We start from the raw sequence: 20458 nt of genomic DNA on the forward strand, positions 1-20458 counted from the left end.
TTTACTGGATCCTTCCGCTTTCAGCGTCAGGATGACAAAGTCGAGGATGACGAGCGTCAGGATGACAAAGTCGAGGATGACGAGCGTCAGGATGACGGCAAAACGTCATGCAATCTTGAATCTCGTCATGCTGAGCGCAGCGAAGCATCCAGTTATTTTTCAAGAACTAGACTTTACTGGATCCTTCCGCTTTCAGCGTCAGGATGACAAAGTCGAGGATGACGAGCGTCAGGATGACAAAGTCGAGGATGACGAGCATCAGGATGACAGTCAAATGCACATCGTCAACTAATTACTATCTTATCAGCTATGAAAATAAAAGAACTTGCCTTGGGAACACTCAGTCGCATTTTACGTTACGCGGGAATACTCCTCCTTATATATATAAGTATGGTATTTTACCTGGCATTGACCGAACGCCGTAACGCATACCCGCGCGCCATCACTCACAACGAAGCCCGCACCGCCATTGCAGATAAGGCAAAGAGCATCAGCTGCACGCTCGACGACGGCACCGTTCTCAAAGGTTTTGTTGTCGGAAACAAACAGAATAACATCCTGCTTTATTACCCTGACGCCGACGAAGACGCCGCCCAGTTCCTAGCCGAACTCGATAGCCTCCCGGGCTACGCAGCCACCACATTCAACTACCGCGGAAGCGGCGAGAATAAAGGAACTCCGTCGCAAGAGACATTTGTCACTGACGCGCAAATGATCTACGAATGCGCAACACAGATAAACGGCAATGCCCCAAAAGTCATCGCCGGGCGCGGTACTGGCGCCATTTTAGCGACAAAAATGGTCAAAAAGGAGAATATTACACTTTTGATTGACCCAGTTTGGAGCATTGCAGACGCCATTTCTGACAAATACCGTCTCCTTTACCCAAAATTCCTTGTCCGATCAGACCTAAAAATCGAAAAAAGCGACATTTCCACCTCAAATAACATAGTTATCCTATCGGATAGAGCCCGATTCAACGATAGAACAAGCGCCGTTCAACAAGCTTTCGGGAGCGTTAATTTATCAAAGCGAGCCTCAGAAACCCTATCTGAAGCCATCCAAAACGTGATAAATAACAAATAAAGAGAATTTTTTTTCATTTGTTGCAACATTTTACTTTTTTATTATTATTTTTTATACAACAAATGTTATTGGTTACGAAAAAACTATTTTTATCATTTGCACATGTTTTTTTCGTGAAAATCTTTGACATTTGAGACTTTAATTTTTATTTTATCGTCAATCAAAAAACAAACAAAAGAGGTGTAAATGGAAAACGTAATCGTTAAAATGGATGTTCGCGGCTTCATCAGATTCCCGGAAGAAGCTGTCAAGGCTCTCAAGCTCGACAAGCTTGCCACTCAGACAAAGACTGAAGATGGCCGCACTGTCGATGTAGGTCCTTATGTAGACGTCGAAGTCGACCCGGTTGGCAAGCGTGTTGCCATCACGCCGATTAAGACCCCGAAGTCCACTTCTTTCCGCTTCATTAACGGAATCATCGGCTCCAAGTCCAAGTTCCTTTACTTCAAGGGCGCATTCAACGCTATCGGTCTTCAGGTAGCAACTGGTGCTTACACCCTCGTCAAGGAAGGCAACAAGTATGTCTTCACCGCCAAGGGCGCAAAGAAGAAGGGCGAATGGACCACACTCGCATGCCGTAACGCTGTGGGCAACAAGACGATGCTTTCCATCGACACTCGTGGTACCATCATTTTCGACCACAACACCAAGAACGCCCTCAACACGAAGGAAAACAAGACCATGGTTGCAGAATACGATGCAGCCAAGAAGACCTTCAAGCTTACCTTCAGCAAGAACAAGGGCTTCATCAACGTCCGTACCATCGCTAGCCACGCCAATGCATCCTTCATGGGCACGCTTTCTTCTCACGGCATCGCTCTTCCGCTCAAGAGCTTCCGTACCGAAAGCCAGGTCGACAAGAACGTCCTCACGTTCAGCGTTGCCGCCCTTGTTGCACAGCAGAAGGCCGCTAAGAAAAAGTAATCTTCAAAAGTTCTAGAGGTAAGATAAAATGATTGAAGTCTTCAAAGTATTTTATCCGACCCATTACAACTTCGCAGCTCTCAGTATATTACTCGTTCTCCTTGTGATATACTTGCTGACGAAGAAGAACTTTAAGTGGACCCTCATCTTTCTAGCCCTGCTTATAGCATTCAATGTCGCTATCTACAAGCGCACTGCTGACAGGACTTGGACAATTACCATCGAACCGGAACCGTCGTCCGATCCTTACTATACCCCGCAAGCTCAGAAAATGACCTTCTCGGTACATAAGAACTGGACGATTACCGACGAAAAAGGTGAAGTCCACCATTGGTGTTGGGTAGAAGAATACTGGCAGAGTTTTGCAAGCATCGACCTTGTAGCAAAGCTTTGGGGTGAAAACTCCAGCAAAAAGATGGTTCAATCCACCGAAGGCCGAGCAAGCGAAGCTTCTGAATAGCTTAAAGCGAAACCAATTTCAGTCCGCCATTCTCCAAGCAGAGGATGGCGGGCTTTTTTATAAACTCTCCGGGAGATGCGACAATGCCGTTTGGAGTGTTCCAAATTCCCGAAATATGGTGATGCCCGTGGATACAGAAATCGCAATGTTCCTTTTTAAGCATGCGATCGCCCCATTCCAGATATTCATCAACCTTAATGACGCGGCTCTCGCCGTATTTACGACTGTTGCGCCCGACAAAGCGGGCTAGCGCCATGCCCCAGTCCGGATGGATTTGCTTAAATAGGAAGCGGTTGAGCGGCAAATCGAGAACCTTGCGCATAAAGCGGTAGCCCCGATCAGATTTCGGAACGCCATCGCCATGGGTCAAATACACACGCTTGCCCTGAATTTCGAGAACCAGGGACTTGTGGACCGCCACGCCGAGGCGTTTCGGGAAAAAATCACCATACGCAAAATCGTGATTTCCCTGCAATACGTGAACTTCGACACCGGATTCTACAAGTTCCGCAAAGGCACGGTACAAATCGAAATGCGCCGATGCGACATAGTAGTTGTATTCGTACCAAAACTCAAAAAGGTCGCCAACGACAACGACATGGCTCGCCTTGCCCTTCCAGGAAGAAAGCAATTGGATCAATTTCTGTTCGCGGTCGGGGACTGCTCCCGGCGGCTCGATTCCCAAATGGGCGTCACTAATAAAATAAGCAGGCAAATCCATAGCATCAATCTTAATAAAATCAGTCGCTTTCGTTTTTTTATATCTTTGAGACATGCGCTCCATCGTCAAATTTTTGTGTATCGCAACCGTTTTGACAACGGTTCTTTCGGGTTGCTCCATGAAACTCACGCAAGGCGACCTCGAAGGGATCCCGCTGACCGACGAAAGCTACAGCTTTTTCGGGAACATCCCCTTCGTTTATAGAGGCGACACGCTGGAGCTCTCCCAAGACTTGCTCCGCGCCTACACAAAAACAGCAAGCGAAAAAGATTTCCCACGAGAATCCTGCCGCGGCGAAGCGACCATCAAGGCAACGGTAAAGCAGAACGAGCCTAACTCCGCCTGGAACATCGGATTGCTCATTCCACTGTGGCCAATCCTCCCCGTCAACGAATCCTGGACCTACGCTCTTTCGGCCCGAGTCTTTTGCAACGGAACGCTCGTTCGCCATGTGGAATTCATTGAGCAGCAAGACATTAACGCCATTTTATATGGGCATCTCCGTACAGACCTCGTGAACAAGGCTTCTAGCGAAATGCACCGCAAGCTCGTTCAGCGCTTGGCATTTGAGCTTAACGCGAACAGACTCACCGATTTAAACAGCGTGAGCGATTATTAGCAACTCGTCATTCCGAGTCAAATTGTAGAAACGTCATTCCGAGTCCGTTAGGACGAGGAATCCAGTTATTTCTATCTTATATAGCAATATGCATACTTTATACATCGTAGCGACTCCCATCGGGAACATGGAAGACATCACCTACCGCGCCGTGCGCATCCTTAAAGAAGTTCCCCTCGTCCTTGCCGAAGACACCCGCCATTCGAGAATTCTCTTTGACAATTACGGCATCACGACGCCGATGGAAGCCTACCATGACTTCAACAAAGAAAAGGTCACGCCCAAGTACGTCGACTTCTTGAAGAACACCGGCGACATCGCACTCGTAAGCGACGCAGGAACGCCCGGCGTTGCAGACCCGGCATTCAATCTCGTGCGCGAATGCGTCCGCGAAGGCATTGACGTGCGTGCCATCCCGGGCCCGTGCGCAATGATTACGGCACTCGTCTCTTGCGGCATGCCAACCGACCACTTTACGTTCCAGTATTTCTCACCCAAGAAGAGCGCCCAGCGCATCCACTTGCTCGAGAAGTTGAAAGACGAAGAAGCGACGCAAATTTTCTACGCCAGCCCGCACAACATCGATAAGTTCGTCGAAGAAATCAAGCTTGTCTTTGGCGATATCAAGATTGCGTTAATGCGCGAGCTCACCAAGAAGTTCGAGGAACACCTCATCGGAACGCCGACGGAAATTTCTGCGCACTTCAAGGCCCATCCGCCGAAAGGCGAATTTGTGCTCGTGTTCAATCCCCAAGATAAAAGTGGATTGTAATTCGTGAAAGGCGATTCCGTGACAAGCACGGAATGACATGCACCAACGACTACCAACTAATAACTAATGACTATCGACCAGTTCCTAAACAAACTTAAAGCTCTTCCGAAGGCGTACAAGATTTACGCCTCTGTACTTGCGGCTATAGAACTTGTGCTGTTCTTTATGCGTCCGGATACGCCGGGGCTTTACACGCAGCTTCCGCAGCTTTTGCCTATCGTTGCAGCCATCGCGTTTCTGTTTTTCAAGAACGCCCGCCGCCCCTTTGCACGGTTCATGAACACATACGGCATCATCGTCTTTGCGTTCCTCGCCTTGGATTACCTCACGCGCAGCCATGCGGGGCTTTACCAAATTGTAACGACGTTCATCCCGATGATGCTTTACTGGTTCTCGCTTTTTGCGCGCTGGAACGTGAAGCTCTTTAAGCAGAAAAATGCCCGCATCGCACTTGCACTCGCCACAATTTCGTGGGGCTTTGTCGCTTTTGCATTCCCGCCTCTGCCGCTTGGCCCCGCCATGCTCGTGCTACTTGTGCCGTGGTTCATCATGCTCAACAAGTACAACCGCGAAACAGCAGTCTTTGCCACATTCTGGGCAAGCATGGTCTACAACACCATCAATTACTACTGGATCCGCAATGTGATGAACGTAGAGACAGCCCCTTCTGGACTCATCTTCCTTGGGCTCATTCTCCTCATCGCTTACTTGAGCTTGTTCAATGTCCTCGCCGCATTTGCTTACTCCACCGCCAAGAATCTAAAGATCAAAGGCAAAGCTTATCTGCTTGCATTCTTCCCCATTTTCTTTGCAGGAATCGAAATGGTGCGCACAACAGGTGACTTCGCTTTCCCGTGGAGCCATCTCGGCTACACTTTCGGCAATCATCTTGAACTGATCCAAGCGCTCGCCATCATCGGCGTGTTCGGCTACACCATTCTCATTGTCGCCTCGAACCAGATTGTCGCTTACGCCTTCTTGCAGAAGGGCCGAAAAAAGCTCGCACTATTTGCAATCCCGTTCGCAATTTTCATGGTTCTTCTGACATACGGAAGTGGTGTACTTTCAGCACCAGAAGCAGCACCGTACTACAACGCAAACGCTCCTGAAAATCCATCCATCGCCATGGTGCAGCCAAGCATTGCGCAAGGCGCCAAGTGGAGCAAGGCCCGATTCGATTCCATCGTCACCAAGACGTTCGGCATGGCCATGGACAGCACGCCAAACGGAGCCGACTTAATACTCCTTGCCGAAACAGCCATTCCGGACCACATCCGTAGACAGCCGGAAGTCATCAACCGCCTGCATCACATGGCGGACGTGAAAAACGCAAGCATCCTCACCGGAGCACTTGACTTCAAACGAGTTTCGAAAGACTTCAACAACCCGCGCCGATTCGAAATCTATAACGCGTCGTTCCTCTTTACACCGGGCGATCCTTATTTCCCCAAGCGCTACATCAAAAAGCACCTCGTACCGTTTAGCGAACGCATTCCATTCGACGATGTGTTCCCCATCCTGAACTATGTGGATCTTGGCGAAGGCGACTTTGTCCCCGGCAAAGAAACTCCTGTTTACGGCCCTTACAACTGGACGCCCTATATCTGCTACGACGCCATTTTCGGAGACATCATCCGCGATGCCATCCGTGCAGGGTCCCGCCTGATGGTGAACATCACGAACGACGGCTGGTTCGGCCACAGCACGGCCCCCTTCCAGCACTTGAACATCGTACGTCACCTTGCAGTTACCTACGGATATCCAGTCGCTCGCCTTGCAAACAGCGGCGTTTCAGCATTCATCGACCAGTATGGCCACTACGATCAGAACACGAACATTTTCGAAGAACGCGTCATACAAAGAAAAATGCCCCTCAAGACGAGGAGCACCTTCTATACATCTGTCGGTGAAAGTTTCGAAAAAGCCTTGCTGTGGTTCTTTGCGATTTACCTTGTAGCGCTATTTGCGCTTGGAAAATTGAAAAATAAGTTATAGCAAACCTTACTCAATGATGTCTTTCCCGCGAAAGCGGGAATCTCCTTCTTGTTAAGTGAAAATGGAGATGCCCGCTCGGCGGCGGACATGACAGCATAAAGGACCACTTAAAGCAACAGCATCGGCGGCCAGTGGCCGGCCTTAGGGCGTTCCTTGAATTCTGCATTAGGCAAGAATTCCTTGAGCTTCAACGTCCATTCCGGCTGAACAACCGTGTCCTGTCGCCCATAAAGCACTTGAATATTCTCGCTGTTCGGGATTACCGATTCCACCTTGTGCGACGCTAGATACATCAAGCCCTTGGCTAGCGATTCGGCATCGTACTTCTTGGCCTCGTCGAACCAGTCATCCTGCCAGTCGCCAAAATCTTCTTCAAAAAGTTCCTGGAACGCCTTGAGCGCAGGTTCCGTAGTCGTTTCGAGCTGGTGCGCCATAAAATGCAAGTTCGGAACCGTCCAGTTCCCAATCTCGTCGCAGAAGTCTGCATACGGCGAAAGCAATATCCACTTTTGCCCCTTTTGCGGGTCCGCGGCAGAACACATCAGCGATAAAGCGCCAAGCCCCCATGCCACAACAGTGGACGATTTCTTGAAATCCGGAATGTTCTCCGGCTTTTCCAAAAACTCAGCCAATTGGCTGTACTGCACATAGTTATGGTTTGCTGAAGGAGCTACGTCCATCAGATCATCTTCCCAAATACCAAGATTCGAGGCCCAATCGGGCATCCAGATCCATTTTTCGCTCATATTCAACCTCACTCACGTGAAGATTTTCTCTAACACTCTCTAAACTACAAATAAATGTAGCCTCTATGGGTATATATATCCAATTTTCACTATGATAGCAACTCCTAAAAAAAGTATTTTACAAATCGTATTATTTGTTTACTTCGGAACACAAAACATTGTATATTATCTGTATACTAATTGTAGGAAACCTTTAAAGAGATTTTGCAATATGAAACACTTGATTCCATCGCTCTGCTTAGCACTTCTTTTAGCCGAAACGGCCTGTTCTGCCCCCAACGCTGTAAAGCGCAACGATTCCGATTCCCGTCAGAAGGCCGCAGCAACACGCCAAAGAGCCGAAAGTGCCTACAATGAGCTCGACGGCTATGGATCTACCGCAACCGCTGCTACAAAGTCAACCGCAAATACACCTACGGCATTCAACACAGGTAGCGCTGCTAACGCAGCAACCGAAACTTACGTAGACCAGGGTGCAGCCCAGAACATCAGCCAGCCGGTCATCATGGTTTCTCCGACACTTAGCATCAACAAGGATGGCGTACCGGAAGTCGCCGCCGAAAGCCCGTACTCCCGCACCACGGCAGATGCCATCAACGGCTACCTCACCAAGAAGAACTACGATGTCAAGTCTGTTGAAGGTCAGGCTGAACTGACCGGCATCCTCCAGATGCAGAACGACATTGCCAATACCGAAGACGACCTTTCCTATCTCGCAGGTATCGCTCTGGACGCCGACGTCTATATCAAGTACTCTCAAGAAGTTACAAACGACGAAGTGTCTGTCGACATCTCCGCATACGAGACTTCGACTTCGCGCCTCCTCGGTTCGCAGTCGGCTGTAGTCCGCAACAACGGCCACACGTCCAAAATCAACTTGAACTCCAACATTGGCGCAGCAGTCCGCAAAGCCATGCCGGGCCTGGAACAGAAGATTCTCGGCTACTGGAAGATGGACCTCGCCAAGGGTTCACAGTACAAGGTTGTCGTCAACATCAAGGGTGAATACTCCGACAGCCAGACCGAAGATTTACACGACGCCATCATGAAGGGACTCAAGAGCAACTTCAGCTCTGTGAAAGTCAATGTCATGACCGCAAAGACCTTGGACTTCGTCGTCTATGCGAACCCCTTGAAGTACAAGGATTCCCAGGAAGTTTATTCCAAGATTAGGCAGATTTTAAAGCCAATCGCCGAAACCAAGAAAAACAACATCACTCGTAAGCTGATTTTGATGGAGCTGAACTAGTAATGAATATAAAAAGCCTTATCCTTTGTGCATGTCTTGCGGTAGTTCCTTCTATAGCTGGGAAAATCGTTACATACACAGCAACATCCACTATTTCCCAGGAAGATGCCAATAACTCCGCTATTGCAGGTGTAGCAAAGCAGGTCAAATCCCAGATTACTGCAACACAGACACTGACCAAGTACGAAGACATCACTGACGGTAAGAGCGTCCTTGGCGAAACTTACAGAGCCAAAAACAATGTCAAGAGTAACGTTGTTCTCAAAGGCGTCCAGGTCGTTCCCGTAAAAGCGGATAAAGGCTTTAAGGCTACAGCAACACTCGATATGGACGAGTTCACCGCGGATCTCCAGTTCCGCCTGAAAACGCTCAAGCAAGAAATTGCAAACCTTGAAAAGTCTGCCCGTAAAGCAATAGAAAACCGAGTCTATGTCAATGCAGCCAACGATTTGACCGAGGCCAAAGACAAAGTCGACGAACACAATTTCTACTTGCTCCAGCTTGCAGAAGTTTACCCGCTCGACGATAGCCACCGCCTGCAGCACGGCCTCCCGGAAATCGAAAAGCTCCTCATCGAAAGACTTTCTAGCATCACCATCAAGACAACATCTGAACAGAATTTTGAACTGACACGATCGGAAATGCCGGCATGGGAAGTTATCGTCAAGGATTCTTTTGGACCTCTTCCGAATTTCCCGATCATCGCCCGCCAGAGCAAGACGCTTTCGGAACGCCGCTCTCAAAAGAACGGTACTGTTTCCTTTAAATTGCGTAATGTCAATTTCGAAAAGGGTCCATACGTTATCATCGTAGAACCGAACCTCCCGCTAGAACTTTTGAAAAAGACCGGACTTGCAAGCGCTCTTGAAGTTCCGTATCACGTGCGCAAGGCCCGCTGCGAAGTCAAGCTGAACTGCGACAAGATTGCCAATGTTTGCAATGCCCTTGAAAACGCACTTTCCAAGAAGTCCATCTTCACAACAACGGACGAAGAATCTGGAGCACCGGAACTCACTGCTGAAATTGAGAATACCTTTAGAGGTAGGCTCGGATTCATTTCGTCTTTTGACTTTACCATTTCTATCAAGGGCGACAAGATCAACTTCTTTACGACGGCAAAGGGAGTCGGCCGAAACGAAGTCGATGCAACCATCAGCGCTCTCCGAAAGACGGACTTCAGCGCCCTCCAGAAGCAGCTGATGCCGATTTGCAAATAATGGAATCTTCGATGCCAACTGCACAAAACAATCAACAAGCTACAAACGCAGAAACATCCTCTAAAAGTAGCTTGCTAGAACAAGTTGGAGACGCAGTGGTTGATAAAGCTGCTGAAGTTGCAATGGAAGGTGTTGGCAAAGCACTCTATCATGTGGTCACAAAACCAATAGAAGCAATTTTAGACAATTTATAAATGTATCTTTGCAAAGCCGCTGTTAGGCGGCTTTTTTATATGCCAAAAAGAATTTTATCACTGTTGTTCATCCTTCTGCTCGCAATCCCCGTTGCGGCAGGTTTTAAGGTAAACAAGGCGGGACTCCCCAAGCGCCCGCAGAACAGTTACGTGTACGATGAAGACCGCCTGCTCACGAAGCAAGAAGTGCAGTTTATCAACGTACTTTCTGAAGAACTTTACAGAAAAGCAGGCTTTGGGCTTGCGGTAGCACTCATCCATGACATCGGCTATGCGGACTTTAGAGATTACGCCTTGAACATAGCCGAAAGCTGGGGCGTTGGCGGCAAATCGAACGAAGGTGTCCTGATTTTTGCAGCGATGAAGCAGCACAAGCGCAGTGTCGAAGTCGGCTATGGCGCCGAAGGTTACTTGCCCGACGTGCTCGTAGAAAGGCTCCAGCAAAAGACAATTGTCCCTGCATTTAGGGTTGAAAAATACGGTCAAGGCATCATGCTATTGGCTTGGGAAATCGCTCAAGTTGTCGCTAAGGAAAAAGGCATTACGATCGAGGTCAACACAGACCAGCTCCCGCAAGAAGAAGAAAGCAGCCCGTTCGGACTCGCACTCATTATTTTCGTGATCCTATTTTTGCTCGTCTCGAAAAATGGCGGCGGACGCGGAAACGGATGCCTCTGGTTCTTGCTCGGGAACGCCCTTAGCAACAGCAATCGTGGCCACCACCGCGGCGGTTTTGGCGGAGGCTTTGGGGGATTTGGCGGAGGCGGCTTTGGAGGCGGTTTCGGCGGTGGATTTGGAGGAGGCCACTTTGGCGGTGGCGGCTCCGGCGGAAGCTGGTAATTTAGAGGTTCCCTATGAGAAAAATTTTAAGTGTTGCAGAATTTCAGAATTCGGAATGGCCGAAGCTCTTTGAAGAAGCGTTCGGCGACAATCTCATATCGGCATTCATTCACGGCGATTGCCTTATGGAAGGTTATTCTGCGCTGGAATTTCCGTGGACGGTCAGCTTTATTTTGAAGTCCAATTCCGTCGAGGACTTGCTCCCTTTGCAGAAGCTTACTGCAAAGGCAAAGCGCGAGAACATCGAGTTCAATCACGTATTCACCCGTTATGAAATCAAGACCTCGCAAGATGTGTTCCCGCTGGAATTTTTGCATATCAAAAGCCGAAATGTAACGATTTGTGGCGAATCGCCGCTTGCAAATTTCAGCCCAAATCTTGCGGAACTGCGTATGGAATGTGAACGCGAACTACGCGGGTTGCTCGTACATTTGCACCAATTTTTTCTTTACCTCAAGGAATACCGCAATCCGCACGAGATTTACGTGCGTTCTACAATAACGCTCCTGCCCTTGCTTTACGGAGTCTATTACCTTTCGACCGGCAAATATCCTGAAAATCACGAACAAGTTTACGAGATGTTCCCGGGCGTGCGCATCCCAAACATGACCGATGACAAAAAAGTGATTCTAGAAAACATCAACAAGTACATCGAAGCCGTGACTGCAATCGTCAATCAAGTCGATGCGATGAAAGTGTAGAGATTCATTCAGATTTTATTTTTTTTCGGCCTATATGACATTTGGGTACCTAAATTTCTCGAACCCATTTGATTTATAAGGCGTTGTAGCAAATTTTTCTTTTATGGGAAAAATTTGCTTTTTTTGTGGGTCAAACAAGGTCATCAAGAAGGGGCTTAAACAGGGCAAGCAGCGGTGGCTTTGTAAGACCTGCGGACACATTTTCACTCCAAGTTCTAGAATCAAGGATTCCCAAGTGATAGAACTTTACTCGCAAGGGAACCTGACGGTAAGACAGATTGCAACTCAATTGAAAGTGAATGAACGAACCATATACCGTCATCTTGCCAAATGCGATAAGGCTACGGCTCGAAACAACGCTCCAGGGCCTGTTATCGCCATGATGGACACTTCGTACTGGGGATGGAATTTTGGTGTGGTGGCCATAAAGGACCACATCTCGGGCGAGGTGCTGTGGCATAAATTTATCAATCGCAAAGAGCGTGTTGATGATTACGTAGAGGGCGTCAGAGCATTAGAAAAGGACGGGCATAAAATCATTTGCATCGTCAGCGACGGCTTGAAAGGACTGAGAGAACGGCTATCCGGCTATAGATATCAATACTGCCAGTTCCATCAGCTTCAGACGATAAAGCACAAGTTGACAAACCACCCGAAGCTGCCAGCATCAATCGAACTGCTGGACATTTCCCGCTTGCTGTGTCGTACAGATAAAGAATCATTTGAGGGCGTCATGAACGAGTGGTTTGTGCGTTGGGAAGCATTCATAAAGGAAAGGTCGACGGACAGCAACGGGCGATCCCATTACACCCACAAGAATCTGAGAAGCGCATACCTGAGCCTAAAGCGAAACATGCCGTATCTCTGGACCTTCTATGACAATATCGAGCTGGAAATTCCCAACACGAATAACGAAATGGAATCGCTGTTTTCATGGCTGAAGCGTAAGCTGAACATTCATAACGGAATGTCGTTGAAAAGGCGAAAAATGCTAATTGAGAGACTTTTTTATGCGTGCAAGCCAAGCAGATAAAGGCTTGCGGACGATTTCAGGTACCCAAATGTCATATAATCAAAAAGTACCTGTTTTCAGGTACCTTTTTGTCATATAGACCTTTTTTTCTAATTCCAGAATCGTCCTTAAAGTTCCTGTAGGACGAGATTTCCTAGACTGCTGAATTTTCAGGGAATCTTCTGGAATTTTCCATACTCTCATTATAGCAGGTCCCATTGGAGCAGAACGTCTTCTAGCATTCTTTAGCCCGCGTTCATCATCGCTAGCAACTGTTTTGTCGAGAACAGATGTTTTAAAGCCATCTTTATAGGTTTCTTCCTCTTTCAATTCTCCATTTTCATTCCACACTTTCCAAACGCCAACAGGCATGTCATCTTCATAATACTCTTCTGCCTTTAAGCGCCCGTTTTTATGCCACGTTTTCCTAACGCCATCCAGTTTTCCTGCATTATAATGTTCTTCCTCGGCGATTTTTCCATTCTCATGCCACGCTTTCCGAACACCTTCTAAATTGCCGTCTCTATAATAAAATACGGATTTCAATTTTCCACTTTTATACCACCTTTTCCATACACCATGAGCTCTGTCTAATACGTAATTATCTTCCCATTGCAATTTTCCATTTTCGTACCACCATTTCCAAGTTCCATAACGCTTACCGTCCTTGTAAATAACCTTCGATTTTAGGCAACCATTGCTATACCACTCCGTCCATATTCCATCAAACTCACCATTTTTATAGAATCGCTCATCTTTCAATTGTCCATTTTCATACCACGCTTTCCAAGCACCATCAAGCAAGCCCGACTTGTATAAACTCTCTTCTTTCTGTTTTCCGTTTTTAAACCATTTTTTACTCGTTCCATCAAGTTTATCTGATATATAAAAAGATTCAGTCTCTAGTTGTCCATTTTCATACCAAGATTTCCAAGACCCCTCTTTTTTGTCAGACTTGTATTTTCGTTCGCTTCGCAATTGTCCATTTATAACATTCCACATTTTCCAAGTTCCATCTCTTTGGTCTAGTTTATAACTTGCTTCCGAAAACAAATATCCATTAGACCACGTGTTCCAAATGCTGTCTTTTTTTCCTTCTTTGAAAAGCCCTTCAACAGACAAATAGCCATCACGATTCCATTTCCTACTAACACCAAATTGCACACCATCTTTATAATGGTTTTCCGATTCTAACACCCCATTTTCATACCACTCCCGGCTCACGCTATCACGAATAAAGTTTTCTTTGCAGTCCGAAATTTTTCGACAATTCTGCACCCAATAACTATAAATTTTACCTTTATAGAACTCTTCTTTCGACAATTGTCCATTGCTATGCCACCATTTCCAGACACTATCGCGCATCCCTGCATAATAAAAACCTTCAAATGCCAAGCGCCCATTTTCGTGCCATTCTCTCCAAACTCCATCTTGCTTGTCATCTTTATATAAGCCTTCTTTTTGTTTTTTTCCATCTCTATAATACGAGATGTACGGGCCATCTTTAACACCTTTGCGATACGTCGTTATCTCTTTAAGCACACCGTCGCTATAATACTCTTTGCGCTCCTCGACACAGGCTGCGAGAAGTAAAACGGAGGCCAAAAGCAGCGTGAATAAGACAACTTTTTTCAATTTCATAATCAGACTTGTTTATTGCAAATTAAGAACAATCTAGTAATATACAACATACGAAAAAAACTGATTATAGACAAACGGTTAAATTATCGTAAATAAAGGAGATGCCCGGTCGAGGCCGGGCATGACAACATTGGTTTAACGAACTTATTCTGCAGTTTTGCGGTAGGCTTTGGGCGAGACTCCGACGAGGCGCTTGAAGAACTTGCCAAAGAACGAGACGTCCGGGAAGTTCAGAATCTTGGAGACCTTCTGGATGTCTCGAGAAGACGAGCGCAACAGCACCTTTGCATCGAGTGCGATATGTTCGTCAATCCAGCGCTTGGCGTTCTTGCCAGTCTGCTCTTCGGCGACAGCAGAGAGATACTTCGGCGTGATGCCGAGTTCATCGGCATAATACTTCACGGAATGCTGCTCGCGATGCTTTTCGACAACGAGATCAATGAACTGCGCGAATAGCACCTGGCCACGGCTCTTGACGACATCCGTCGTGAGCGGTTCATCGACAAAGCCGATGCATTCGTACAAAAGACCGATCAGATGATTCTTGAGGACCTGCAAGCGGCAAGCGTTTGTTTCTGTCGTTTCAAACTTTTTCTTCAAGAACTCGAAGCTTGCATTCAATTGTTCAAACTTGCCCTTGTCGAGCTGTTGCAACGGATTTTCACGGAACCTTAAGATCAATCGCGTATTGTCATCAAAGCGAATGATCAGTTCATCAATCATGTTCTTGGAGCATGCAATGCAGATGGGGTCAAAATCTTCAGAAGCCTTCTTGGCACGCAACACCTGTTCCGGGAACACGACAAACAAGGCGCCCGCTTCAAGGTGATAAGTCTTAAGGTCTAGTTCTACATCCACAGAGCCGCGTTTCACCAAGAGGAGCACCGCCGCTTGAACTTTTACATAATTTTCAAGCCCGAATTCCTTAAGGCTGCTGAACATGGCAATCTTATCGGGCAACACGTTTGCTTGACACAAAAAATTCAACATCGAAAAATCCGCAGTGCGGATATTCGCATTTTTATGTAAAGGAAGATCATTCATTATATAAACATCATAGAAAAAAGTTGAGAAAACGTCAATTAATGAAAATGGAAGAATGTTCTAATACAAGATGGCGATTCCGCCCCGTCCCCATTCGCGGATCATGACCACATAAGAGCTGAAGCTCTAAGTGGTCAAAGAGAACAAGTCCGGGGTGACAAGAGGCCGGAATGACAACAAGGCTAGATTTTTAGAATAGTTTATAGCTGAAGTACAGGGTGTACGCGAAGACGCCACGGCTCATGGGTTCAAAGAATTCGGAGGAATAGGCGGCAATTTTGGCATAAGCATCCAGGCGCCCGCCCATAGCAATTTTATCCGTCAAATCGTATTCCATAGAAGCGTGGTTCATCAGCAACATGTCCCAGCCATCGGCGCCATAGTGCGGGAGCGAGCCCGGAATCGTGTGCAGCGCATCGACAATCGTCTTGTTCTTAATCCGGAACTTCTTGCCTATCAGAACTTCAATACCCAAAACATACTTTGCACCCATATTGTACTGGTAATTGTCCATGTTCGATTCATAATCCGGATGGACTTCACGAATCAGATCATCGTAGCCCATGTCCGTCGTACCGAGCAATATGAAATAAATCTGGTGGTACATGCGGAACCGCAACGAGGGTAAAAGCCAAAGCGAGAAATCGATGCCTGTACCGATAGAAATTGTACCGACCGTCGCGAAGTCGCCATAGAATGTGCAATAGTCGAGATACGTCGCAAAGTCCACCCAATGCCCACGGCCATGAACACCGGCGTTCATGAGTTTGCCCGTCACGTCAAGCTGAAACAGCGTTCCATCGGGGCCAACTTCGCCACGAGTAAACAAAGTAAAGTAATCAAAAGGACGCTTAACCTTCCGGAACGGCTTGCCGTATTCAATTTCGGCACCGTACATGACATGCTTATCGTCCCAGCGCTGGTCCAAGTCATCTTCATTGCGTCCACCGTAGCGATAAATGTTTCCAAAGTGCGAGCCAGTTCCCAAGAAAATAGACAGGTCCATCGGAGTATTCCCTGTGATGCCGTCGCGATTGCCAAATACCTTTCTTTGCAAATAAGCGGCATGAGAAATTCCAAAAGCCCCCACTTGATTATACCAAGATGATTCGTCTACACCATAGAGTTTTCTTGAAAGTCTGTACAAAACTTCGCCATAAACGGCACCGCCGATAGATGTCGCAATAAGGTCATTCGGCGCAGGGTATTCCGTCTCGGCAAACATTTCCCACGTGTAGCTTCCGATGGCAGAAAACAGGAGGCTTGCGTAAAATCCATAACCTGCACCACGCGCAAGGTTGTAATAAACAGAGCCCTGATAAGGATGCCCGTAAAAATTAATCGCCCAATGATTGTGATCCCATTCCCAACCTTCCTTGAAATTGCGCTTCCAATAGCTAGGCCCGGTGCGCGCATAATCCTTATCGAGAACGTAACGGTCCCACGCCCAGATAAACCCGTTAAATCCGAAAATTTCACCTAAAACAATAAACGGAGAAAGCTCCGTGGGATTGTTCAAAGCATCGATTTCAAGGGTATCTTCAAACGTCGTATTGGTTATAAAATATTCGACATTGATAGAATCTTCAGGAAGCGTTTGGTCGGAAAACAAGGGTGCGCTCCAAGCGGCTACAGACAAAAATAACAGCGATGACAACAGTTTGCGAAACATATCACTCTCTCTTTTTCGCAAAAACTAAAACTTTGTCAAAAAATTTAAAGAGGAGTCTCGACGACTCCCCTAAACTAGAGAATGAAAGACAAATATTTAAGATAAATGGTTACTTCGACTTGAGCAAGTTATCGAAGTAGACGATTGTCTTTTCGAGGCCCTGGCGGAGCGGGATGGTCGGTTCCCACTTGAGAGCGCTCTTGGCAAGCGTGATGTCCGGACGGCGCATCTTCGGATCGTCACCCGGGAGCGGCTTGTAGACAATCTTGCTCTTGGAGCCCGTGAGTTCAAGCACTTCCTTCGCAAGTTCGAGCATCGTGAATTCGCCAGGATTGCCGATGTTCACCGGTCCGATAATCTTGTCCTGATTCATCAAGCGGACAAAACCTTCGATGAGGTCATCCACATAGCAGAAGCTACGCGTTTGGCTACCATCACCGTAAATGGTAATGTCTTCGCCATTGAGCGCCTGGACAATGAAGTTCGAAACCACGCGGCCGTCGTTCGGGAGCATGCGCGGGCCGTACGTATTGAAAATGCGGACAATGCGGATGTCGACCTTGTTCTGGCGGTGGTAATCCATGAAAAGCGTTTCGGCGACGCGCTTGCCTTCGTCATAGCAGCTGCGGATGCCGATGGGGTTCACGTTTCCCCAGTAGTCTTCGGTCTGCGGATGCACAGCCGGGTCGCCGTAGACTTCACTTGTAGAAGCCTGCAAGATGCGGGCTTTCACGCGCTTTGCGAGACCGAGCATGTTGATTGCGCCCATGACGCTTGTCTTGATGGTCTTTACCGGGTTGAACTGGTAATGGATCGGGCTTGCCGGGCAGGCCAAGTTGAAAATGCGATCCACTTCCAAAAGAATCGGTTCGGTCACATCGTGACGGATGAGTTCAAAGTTGCGGTTGTCGCGCAGGTGGGCAACGTTAGCCATACGGCCTGTGAAGTAATTATCCAGGCAAATGACTTCGTGACCGTCATTCAAAAGTCTTTCGCAAAGGTGACTTCCTAAGAATCCAGCACCACCAGTAACTAAACAACGCATAAAAACTCCCATAAAGCGTCTGTATAGTGGAAATATAGTAAAGGAGCGACTTTGCCGCAGTTAGAAGTTAGAGCTTAGTAGACTTATAAATAGGAGATGCCCGCTTACTTCGACTGCGCTCAGCACAGGCTCCGGCGGGCATGACAATTCAGCATCGGGCATGACAGCTAGATGGCGGGGCAACGCCCGCCATAACAAATTCGAATTAAATTCTCATCGAGATGTCGAGGGCCTTGACGCTGTGCGTGAGGGCACCGACAGAGATGAAGTCGAGACCGAGCGTTGCAATCTGCTTCGCACGTTCGAGCGTCATGTTGCCAGAACCTTCCACGAGGCACTTGTCGCCGCTTTCCTTGATAATCTTCAAGGCTTCGGCCATCATTTCGTTGCTCATGTTGTCGAGCATGATGACGTCAACGCCCTTGTTGAGGAGTGCACGGAGCTGGTCGAAGTTTTCGACTTCCATTTCGACCATCAAGCCCTGCTTGTTGTTCTTCTTGACGACTTCAAGAGCTTCGAGCACGCCACCGGCGGCTGCAATGTGGTTGTCCTTCACGAGCACCATGTCAAAGAGGCCCATGCGGTGGTTGGAACCACCACCGACGCGAACGGCGTACTTCTGCAAAGTGCGGAAACCCGGAATCGTCTTGCGGGTGTCGAGCACCTTGGTCTTACCGCCCTTCAAGGCTTCCTGGAACGTGTGGGCAACCGTTGCCACACCGGAGAGCTGCTGGATGAAGTTCAGGAGCGTGCGTTCACCCGTCAAAAGTTCGTGCGTTGTTCCGTCGAGTTCGGCAATCAGGTCGCCCTTCTTCACGACGTCACCATCTTTCTTGTGGAGCGTCACCTTGGCGTTTGCCTTGAGTTCCTGAAACACGAGTTCGATAATCGGAAGGCCGGCGAGCACGCCATCTTCTTTTGCAATGAGGCGGGCATGCTGTTTCTGGTCCGCGGGGATGGTCCATTCACTGGTCACGTCGCCCGTGCGAACGTCTTCCGCCAAAGCGAGGCGGATCATGGTCAAAGCATCTTCGGTTGGGAATACTGGAGTAGAATTATCGCCGTACATTACTGTGCGCCTTTTCCGGTTAAAACAACATAAACTGTTCGTACAAGAATCTGGAAGTCCAAAAGCAAGCTCATATTCTCGTAGTAGTACATATCGTACTGGAGCTTGATCTGCACATCTTCGATGCTCGTATCATAGTGGTGGCAAACCTGAGCCCAGCCAGTGAGGCCCGGTTTCATCTTGAGGCGGCTGATGTAGAACGGGATCTGTTCACGGAGCTTGCCGATAAACACAGCGCGTTCCGGACGCGGCCCCACCATGCTCATGTCGCCTTTCAAAACACAAAGAATCTGCGGAAGTTCATCAATGCGGGTCTTGCGCAAAAAGCGGCCGATTCGCGTAATGCGCGGGTCCTTCTTGGTGGCCCACTGGGCACCGAACTTTTCGGCATCGGTACGCATCGTGCGGAACTTGTAGACCGTAAACGGCTTGCCATAAAGGCCAATGCGTTCCTGCGAATAGAAAACAGGGCCATGGTCATCCAGCTTAATCGCAATGGCAGCAAACAAGCAAACCGGAAGCGACAAAAGCCCGAGGAACAAGCCAAAAGCAATATCGATAATGCGCTTGACACGCACCTGCCAAGGCGGCATCGTAAACGCAAAAAGTTCCTGCAATTCAAAGCCGTAAACAAGGTTAGCCTTGAAGCGTCCATTCACAACGCTATACAGTTCAGGAACAATATAAATGTGGAGCGGGAGTTCGCAAATCCAGACGAGCACACGCATAATCTCTTGCGGAGAGGTACTTTCGTGCGCAATGATAATGCCGCTGACCTTGTACTTCTTGACAAGAGCCGGCAAATCGGAATACTTTCCGAGAATAGGAACATTTGCAAACGTCTTCGGCAACACCTGGAAACGTTCATCGACAAAGCCAACAACACGCTGACCACGGGCTGGAGTCTTTGCCAAATCTTCTGCAATCTTTCGGCCCGCTTCCGTAGCGCCAAGCACAAGGATGTTGTTCGCACCATATCCCAAACGGAGCAAAGCCCGCAAGAAGATATAGATGAGCATACGGAAAAAGCCGACAAGCAAAATGGCTAAACCGCCATATATAAATATCCACGGGAACCGAGATCCATAAAGATAGCCTTCGCTGAGCGGTTGGTTCGTGAAGACCTTCCCCATGAATTCAGCACCGAAAAGACAGACAATCACTAAGACCACACCAATGACAACGGCCCTGAGGACGCGCAAGACTTGGTGCGTTCTTGAAAGCAACAACCAGGAGCGATACAATCCGGCAAAGGTAAATAGAGTAAGCCACCCGATATTCAAGACAAGTCCGTACTGCCAATAGCTTTCGAACGTCTTGCTCGGGTCAAACTTATCTACAATCCAGCCACTATGGAACTGAACCCAAAACGCCAAGGCGAAACAAATCGACAAAGCGGCAAAATCCGAGAGGATCAGAAGTACTCGTTCCAAAGTAGTTGCGCGAATCAT

At 47.9% G+C, this 20458-nt stretch carries 20 protein-coding genes and 1 pseudogene; 13 read left to right on the top strand and 8 right to left on the bottom strand.

What is annotated here, in order from left to right:
* From B7991_RS14995 to B7991_RS09780, 4 genes and pseudogenes are all read left to right on the top strand, one after another.
* Window positions 1-292: pseudogene (locus B7991_RS14995) on the top strand (hypothetical protein); the annotation flags it as partial.
* A gap of 98 nt (window positions 293-390) precedes the next feature.
* A complete protein-coding gene (locus B7991_RS09770) occupies window positions 391-1086 on the top strand; it encodes an alpha/beta hydrolase (RefSeq protein ID WP_254917925.1) in 696 nt (231 codons plus the stop codon).
* A gap of 186 nt (window positions 1087-1272) precedes the next feature.
* Window positions 1273-2010 (top strand): hypothetical protein, encoded by a 738-nt coding sequence (locus B7991_RS09775; RefSeq protein WP_073423275.1) that lies wholly within the window; start codon window positions 1273-1275, stop codon window positions 2008-2010.
* A gap of 28 nt (window positions 2011-2038) precedes the next feature.
* Window positions 2039-2470 (top strand): hypothetical protein, encoded by a 432-nt coding sequence (locus tag B7991_RS09780; protein ID WP_088630661.1) that lies wholly within the window; start codon window positions 2039-2041, stop codon window positions 2468-2470.
* Between the two features lies 1 nt (window position 2471).
* Here the strand turns inward: B7991_RS09780 and B7991_RS09785 are convergent, their stop codons facing one another.
* On the bottom strand, window positions 2472-3245 hold the full coding sequence (locus B7991_RS09785; protein ID WP_254917926.1) for a UDP-2,3-diacylglucosamine diphosphatase: 774 nt from the start codon (window positions 3243-3245) through the stop codon (window positions 2472-2474).
* Here B7991_RS09785 and B7991_RS09790 point away from each other — a divergent pair.
* The 3 genes from B7991_RS09790 to lnt all read left to right on the top strand — a co-directional run bounded on the left by B7991_RS09790 (window position 3244) and on the right by lnt (window position 6577).
* Window positions 3244-3810: a hypothetical protein gene (locus tag B7991_RS09790; protein ID WP_088630662.1), complete on the top strand. Its 567-nt coding sequence runs from the start codon at window positions 3244-3246 to the stop codon at window positions 3808-3810. The two genes, B7991_RS09785 and B7991_RS09790, sit on opposite strands and share 2 nt — an antisense overlap.
* A gap of 88 nt (window positions 3811-3898) precedes the next feature.
* Window positions 3899-4582 carry a 16S rRNA (cytidine(1402)-2'-O)-methyltransferase gene (gene rsmI, locus B7991_RS09795; RefSeq protein WP_088630663.1) on the top strand — a complete coding sequence of 228 codons (684 nt, stop codon included), beginning with the start codon at window positions 3899-3901 and terminating at the stop codon, window positions 4580-4582.
* A 66-nt stretch (window positions 4583-4648) separates the two neighbouring features.
* Window positions 4649-6577 (top strand): apolipoprotein N-acyltransferase, encoded by a 1929-nt coding sequence (gene lnt / locus B7991_RS09800; RefSeq protein WP_254917927.1) that lies wholly within the window; start codon window positions 4649-4651, stop codon window positions 6575-6577.
* A gap of 107 nt (window positions 6578-6684) precedes the next feature.
* Here the strand turns inward: lnt and B7991_RS09805 are convergent, their stop codons facing one another.
* Complete coding sequence (locus B7991_RS09805) at window positions 6685-7323, bottom strand: alpha/beta fold hydrolase (protein ID WP_088630664.1); 639 nt, start codon at window positions 7321-7323, stop codon at window positions 6685-6687.
* A gap of 211 nt (window positions 7324-7534) precedes the next feature.
* Between B7991_RS09805 and B7991_RS09810 the strand changes: the two genes are divergently transcribed.
* The 6 genes from B7991_RS09810 to B7991_RS09835 all read left to right on the top strand — a co-directional run bounded on the left by B7991_RS09810 (window position 7535) and on the right by B7991_RS09835 (window position 12557).
* Entirely contained in the window at window positions 7535-8572 is a 1038-nt protein-coding gene (locus B7991_RS09810; RefSeq protein ID WP_088630665.1) for a hypothetical protein, read from the top strand.
* Between the two features lie 2 nt (window positions 8573-8574).
* On the top strand, window positions 8575-9789 hold the full coding sequence (locus B7991_RS09815; protein ID WP_088630666.1) for a hypothetical protein: 1215 nt from the start codon (window positions 8575-8577) through the stop codon (window positions 9787-9789).
* An 11-nt stretch (window positions 9790-9800) separates the two neighbouring features.
* Window positions 9801-9983, top strand: coding sequence for a hypothetical protein (locus tag B7991_RS09820; RefSeq protein WP_141099863.1), 183 nt, complete (start codon window positions 9801-9803; stop codon window positions 9981-9983).
* A gap of 39 nt (window positions 9984-10022) precedes the next feature.
* Window positions 10023-10823, top strand: coding sequence for a YgcG family protein (locus B7991_RS09825; RefSeq protein WP_088630668.1), 801 nt, complete (start codon window positions 10023-10025; stop codon window positions 10821-10823).
* Between the two features lie 14 nt (window positions 10824-10837).
* A complete protein-coding gene (locus B7991_RS09830) occupies window positions 10838-11524 on the top strand; it encodes a hypothetical protein (protein WP_088630669.1) in 687 nt (228 codons plus the stop codon).
* 235 nt (window positions 11525-11759) lie between these two features.
* A complete protein-coding gene (locus tag B7991_RS09835) occupies window positions 11760-12557 on the top strand; it encodes a hypothetical protein (RefSeq protein WP_217898055.1) in 798 nt (265 codons plus the stop codon).
* Between the two features lie 39 nt (window positions 12558-12596).
* On the opposite strand, the gene B7991_RS09840 is transcribed toward B7991_RS09835, so the two are convergent.
* The 6 genes from B7991_RS09840 to B7991_RS09865 all read right to left on the bottom strand — a co-directional run bounded on the left by B7991_RS09840 (window position 12597) and on the right by B7991_RS09865 (window position 20458).
* Entirely contained in the window at window positions 12597-14177 is a 1581-nt protein-coding gene (locus B7991_RS09840; RefSeq protein ID WP_088630670.1) for a toxin-antitoxin system YwqK family antitoxin, read from the bottom strand.
* 144 nt (window positions 14178-14321) lie between these two features.
* Window positions 14322-15167: a helix-turn-helix domain-containing protein gene (locus tag B7991_RS09845; RefSeq protein WP_254917928.1), complete on the bottom strand. Its 846-nt coding sequence runs from the start codon at window positions 15165-15167 to the stop codon at window positions 14322-14324.
* 244 nt (window positions 15168-15411) lie between these two features.
* Window positions 15412-16893 (bottom strand): DUF3943 domain-containing protein, encoded by a 1482-nt coding sequence (locus B7991_RS09850; RefSeq protein WP_088630672.1) that lies wholly within the window; start codon window positions 16891-16893, stop codon window positions 15412-15414.
* Between the two features lie 109 nt (window positions 16894-17002).
* On the bottom strand, window positions 17003-17938 hold the full coding sequence (locus B7991_RS09855) for a UDP-glucuronic acid decarboxylase family protein (protein ID WP_088630673.1): 936 nt from the start codon (window positions 17936-17938) through the stop codon (window positions 17003-17005).
* 205 nt (window positions 17939-18143) lie between these two features.
* Window positions 18144-19007, bottom strand: a complete 864-nt coding sequence (gene nadC / locus B7991_RS09860) for a carboxylating nicotinate-nucleotide diphosphorylase (RefSeq protein ID WP_088630674.1) — start codon at window positions 19005-19007, stop codon at window positions 18144-18146.
* A complete protein-coding gene (locus B7991_RS09865) occupies window positions 19007-20458 on the bottom strand; it encodes a sugar transferase (protein ID WP_088630675.1) in 1452 nt (483 codons plus the stop codon). Before B7991_RS09865 ends, nadC begins: the two co-directional genes overlap by 1 nt.

Origin of the sequence: Fibrobacter sp. UWB3 (assembly GCF_002210405.1) — a bacterium.
Taxonomy (GTDB): Bacteria; Fibrobacterota; Fibrobacteria; order Fibrobacterales; family Fibrobacteraceae; genus Fibrobacter.

What these genes read in the sequence shown, in the direction of transcription:
- rsmI (WP_088630663.1), top strand. Translation starts at nt 3,899, where the DNA reads ATGCATACTTTATACATCGTAGCGACTCCCATCGGGAACATGGAAGAC.
- B7991_RS09785 (WP_254917926.1), bottom strand. Translation starts at nt 3,245, where the DNA reads ATGTCTCAAAGATATAAAAAAACGAAAGCGACTGATTTTATTAAGATT.
- B7991_RS09840 (WP_088630670.1), bottom strand. Translation starts at nt 14,177, where the DNA reads ATGAAATTGAAAAAAGTTGTCTTATTCACGCTGCTTTTGGCCTCCGTT.
- B7991_RS09810 (WP_088630665.1), top strand. Translation starts at nt 7,535, where the DNA reads ATGAAACACTTGATTCCATCGCTCTGCTTAGCACTTCTTTTAGCCGAA.
- nadC (WP_088630674.1), bottom strand. Translation starts at nt 19,007, where the DNA reads ATGTACGGCGATAATTCTACTCCAGTATTCCCAACCGAAGATGCTTTG.
- B7991_RS09820 (WP_141099863.1), top strand. Translation starts at nt 9,801, where the DNA reads ATGCCAACTGCACAAAACAATCAACAAGCTACAAACGCAGAAACATCC.
- B7991_RS09805 (WP_088630664.1), bottom strand. Translation starts at nt 7,323, where the DNA reads ATGAGCGAAAAATGGATCTGGATGCCCGATTGGGCCTCGAATCTTGGT.
- B7991_RS09830 (WP_088630669.1), top strand. Translation starts at nt 10,838, where the DNA reads ATGAGAAAAATTTTAAGTGTTGCAGAATTTCAGAATTCGGAATGGCCG.
- B7991_RS09845 (WP_254917928.1), bottom strand. Translation starts at nt 15,167, where the DNA reads ATGTTGAATTTTTTGTGTCAAGCAAACGTGTTGCCCGATAAGATTGCC.
- B7991_RS09825 (WP_088630668.1), top strand. Translation starts at nt 10,023, where the DNA reads ATGCCAAAAAGAATTTTATCACTGTTGTTCATCCTTCTGCTCGCAATC.
- B7991_RS09775 (WP_073423275.1), top strand. Translation starts at nt 1,273, where the DNA reads ATGGAAAACGTAATCGTTAAAATGGATGTTCGCGGCTTCATCAGATTC.
- B7991_RS09865 (WP_088630675.1), bottom strand. Translation starts at nt 20,458, where the DNA reads ATGATTCGCGCAACTACTTTGGAACGAGTACTTCTGATCCTCTCGGAT.
- B7991_RS09855 (WP_088630673.1), bottom strand. Translation starts at nt 17,938, where the DNA reads ATGCGTTGTTTAGTTACTGGTGGTGCTGGATTCTTAGGAAGTCACCTT.
- B7991_RS09780 (WP_088630661.1), top strand. Translation starts at nt 2,039, where the DNA reads ATGATTGAAGTCTTCAAAGTATTTTATCCGACCCATTACAACTTCGCA.
- B7991_RS09770 (WP_254917925.1), top strand. Translation starts at nt 391, where the DNA reads ATGGTATTTTACCTGGCATTGACCGAACGCCGTAACGCATACCCGCGC.
- B7991_RS09790 (WP_088630662.1), top strand. Translation starts at nt 3,244, where the DNA reads ATGCGCTCCATCGTCAAATTTTTGTGTATCGCAACCGTTTTGACAACG.
- lnt (WP_254917927.1), top strand. Translation starts at nt 4,649, where the DNA reads ATGACTATCGACCAGTTCCTAAACAAACTTAAAGCTCTTCCGAAGGCG.
- B7991_RS09850 (WP_088630672.1), bottom strand. Translation starts at nt 16,893, where the DNA reads ATGTTTCGCAAACTGTTGTCATCGCTGTTATTTTTGTCTGTAGCCGCT.
- B7991_RS09815 (WP_088630666.1), top strand. Translation starts at nt 8,575, where the DNA reads ATGAATATAAAAAGCCTTATCCTTTGTGCATGTCTTGCGGTAGTTCCT.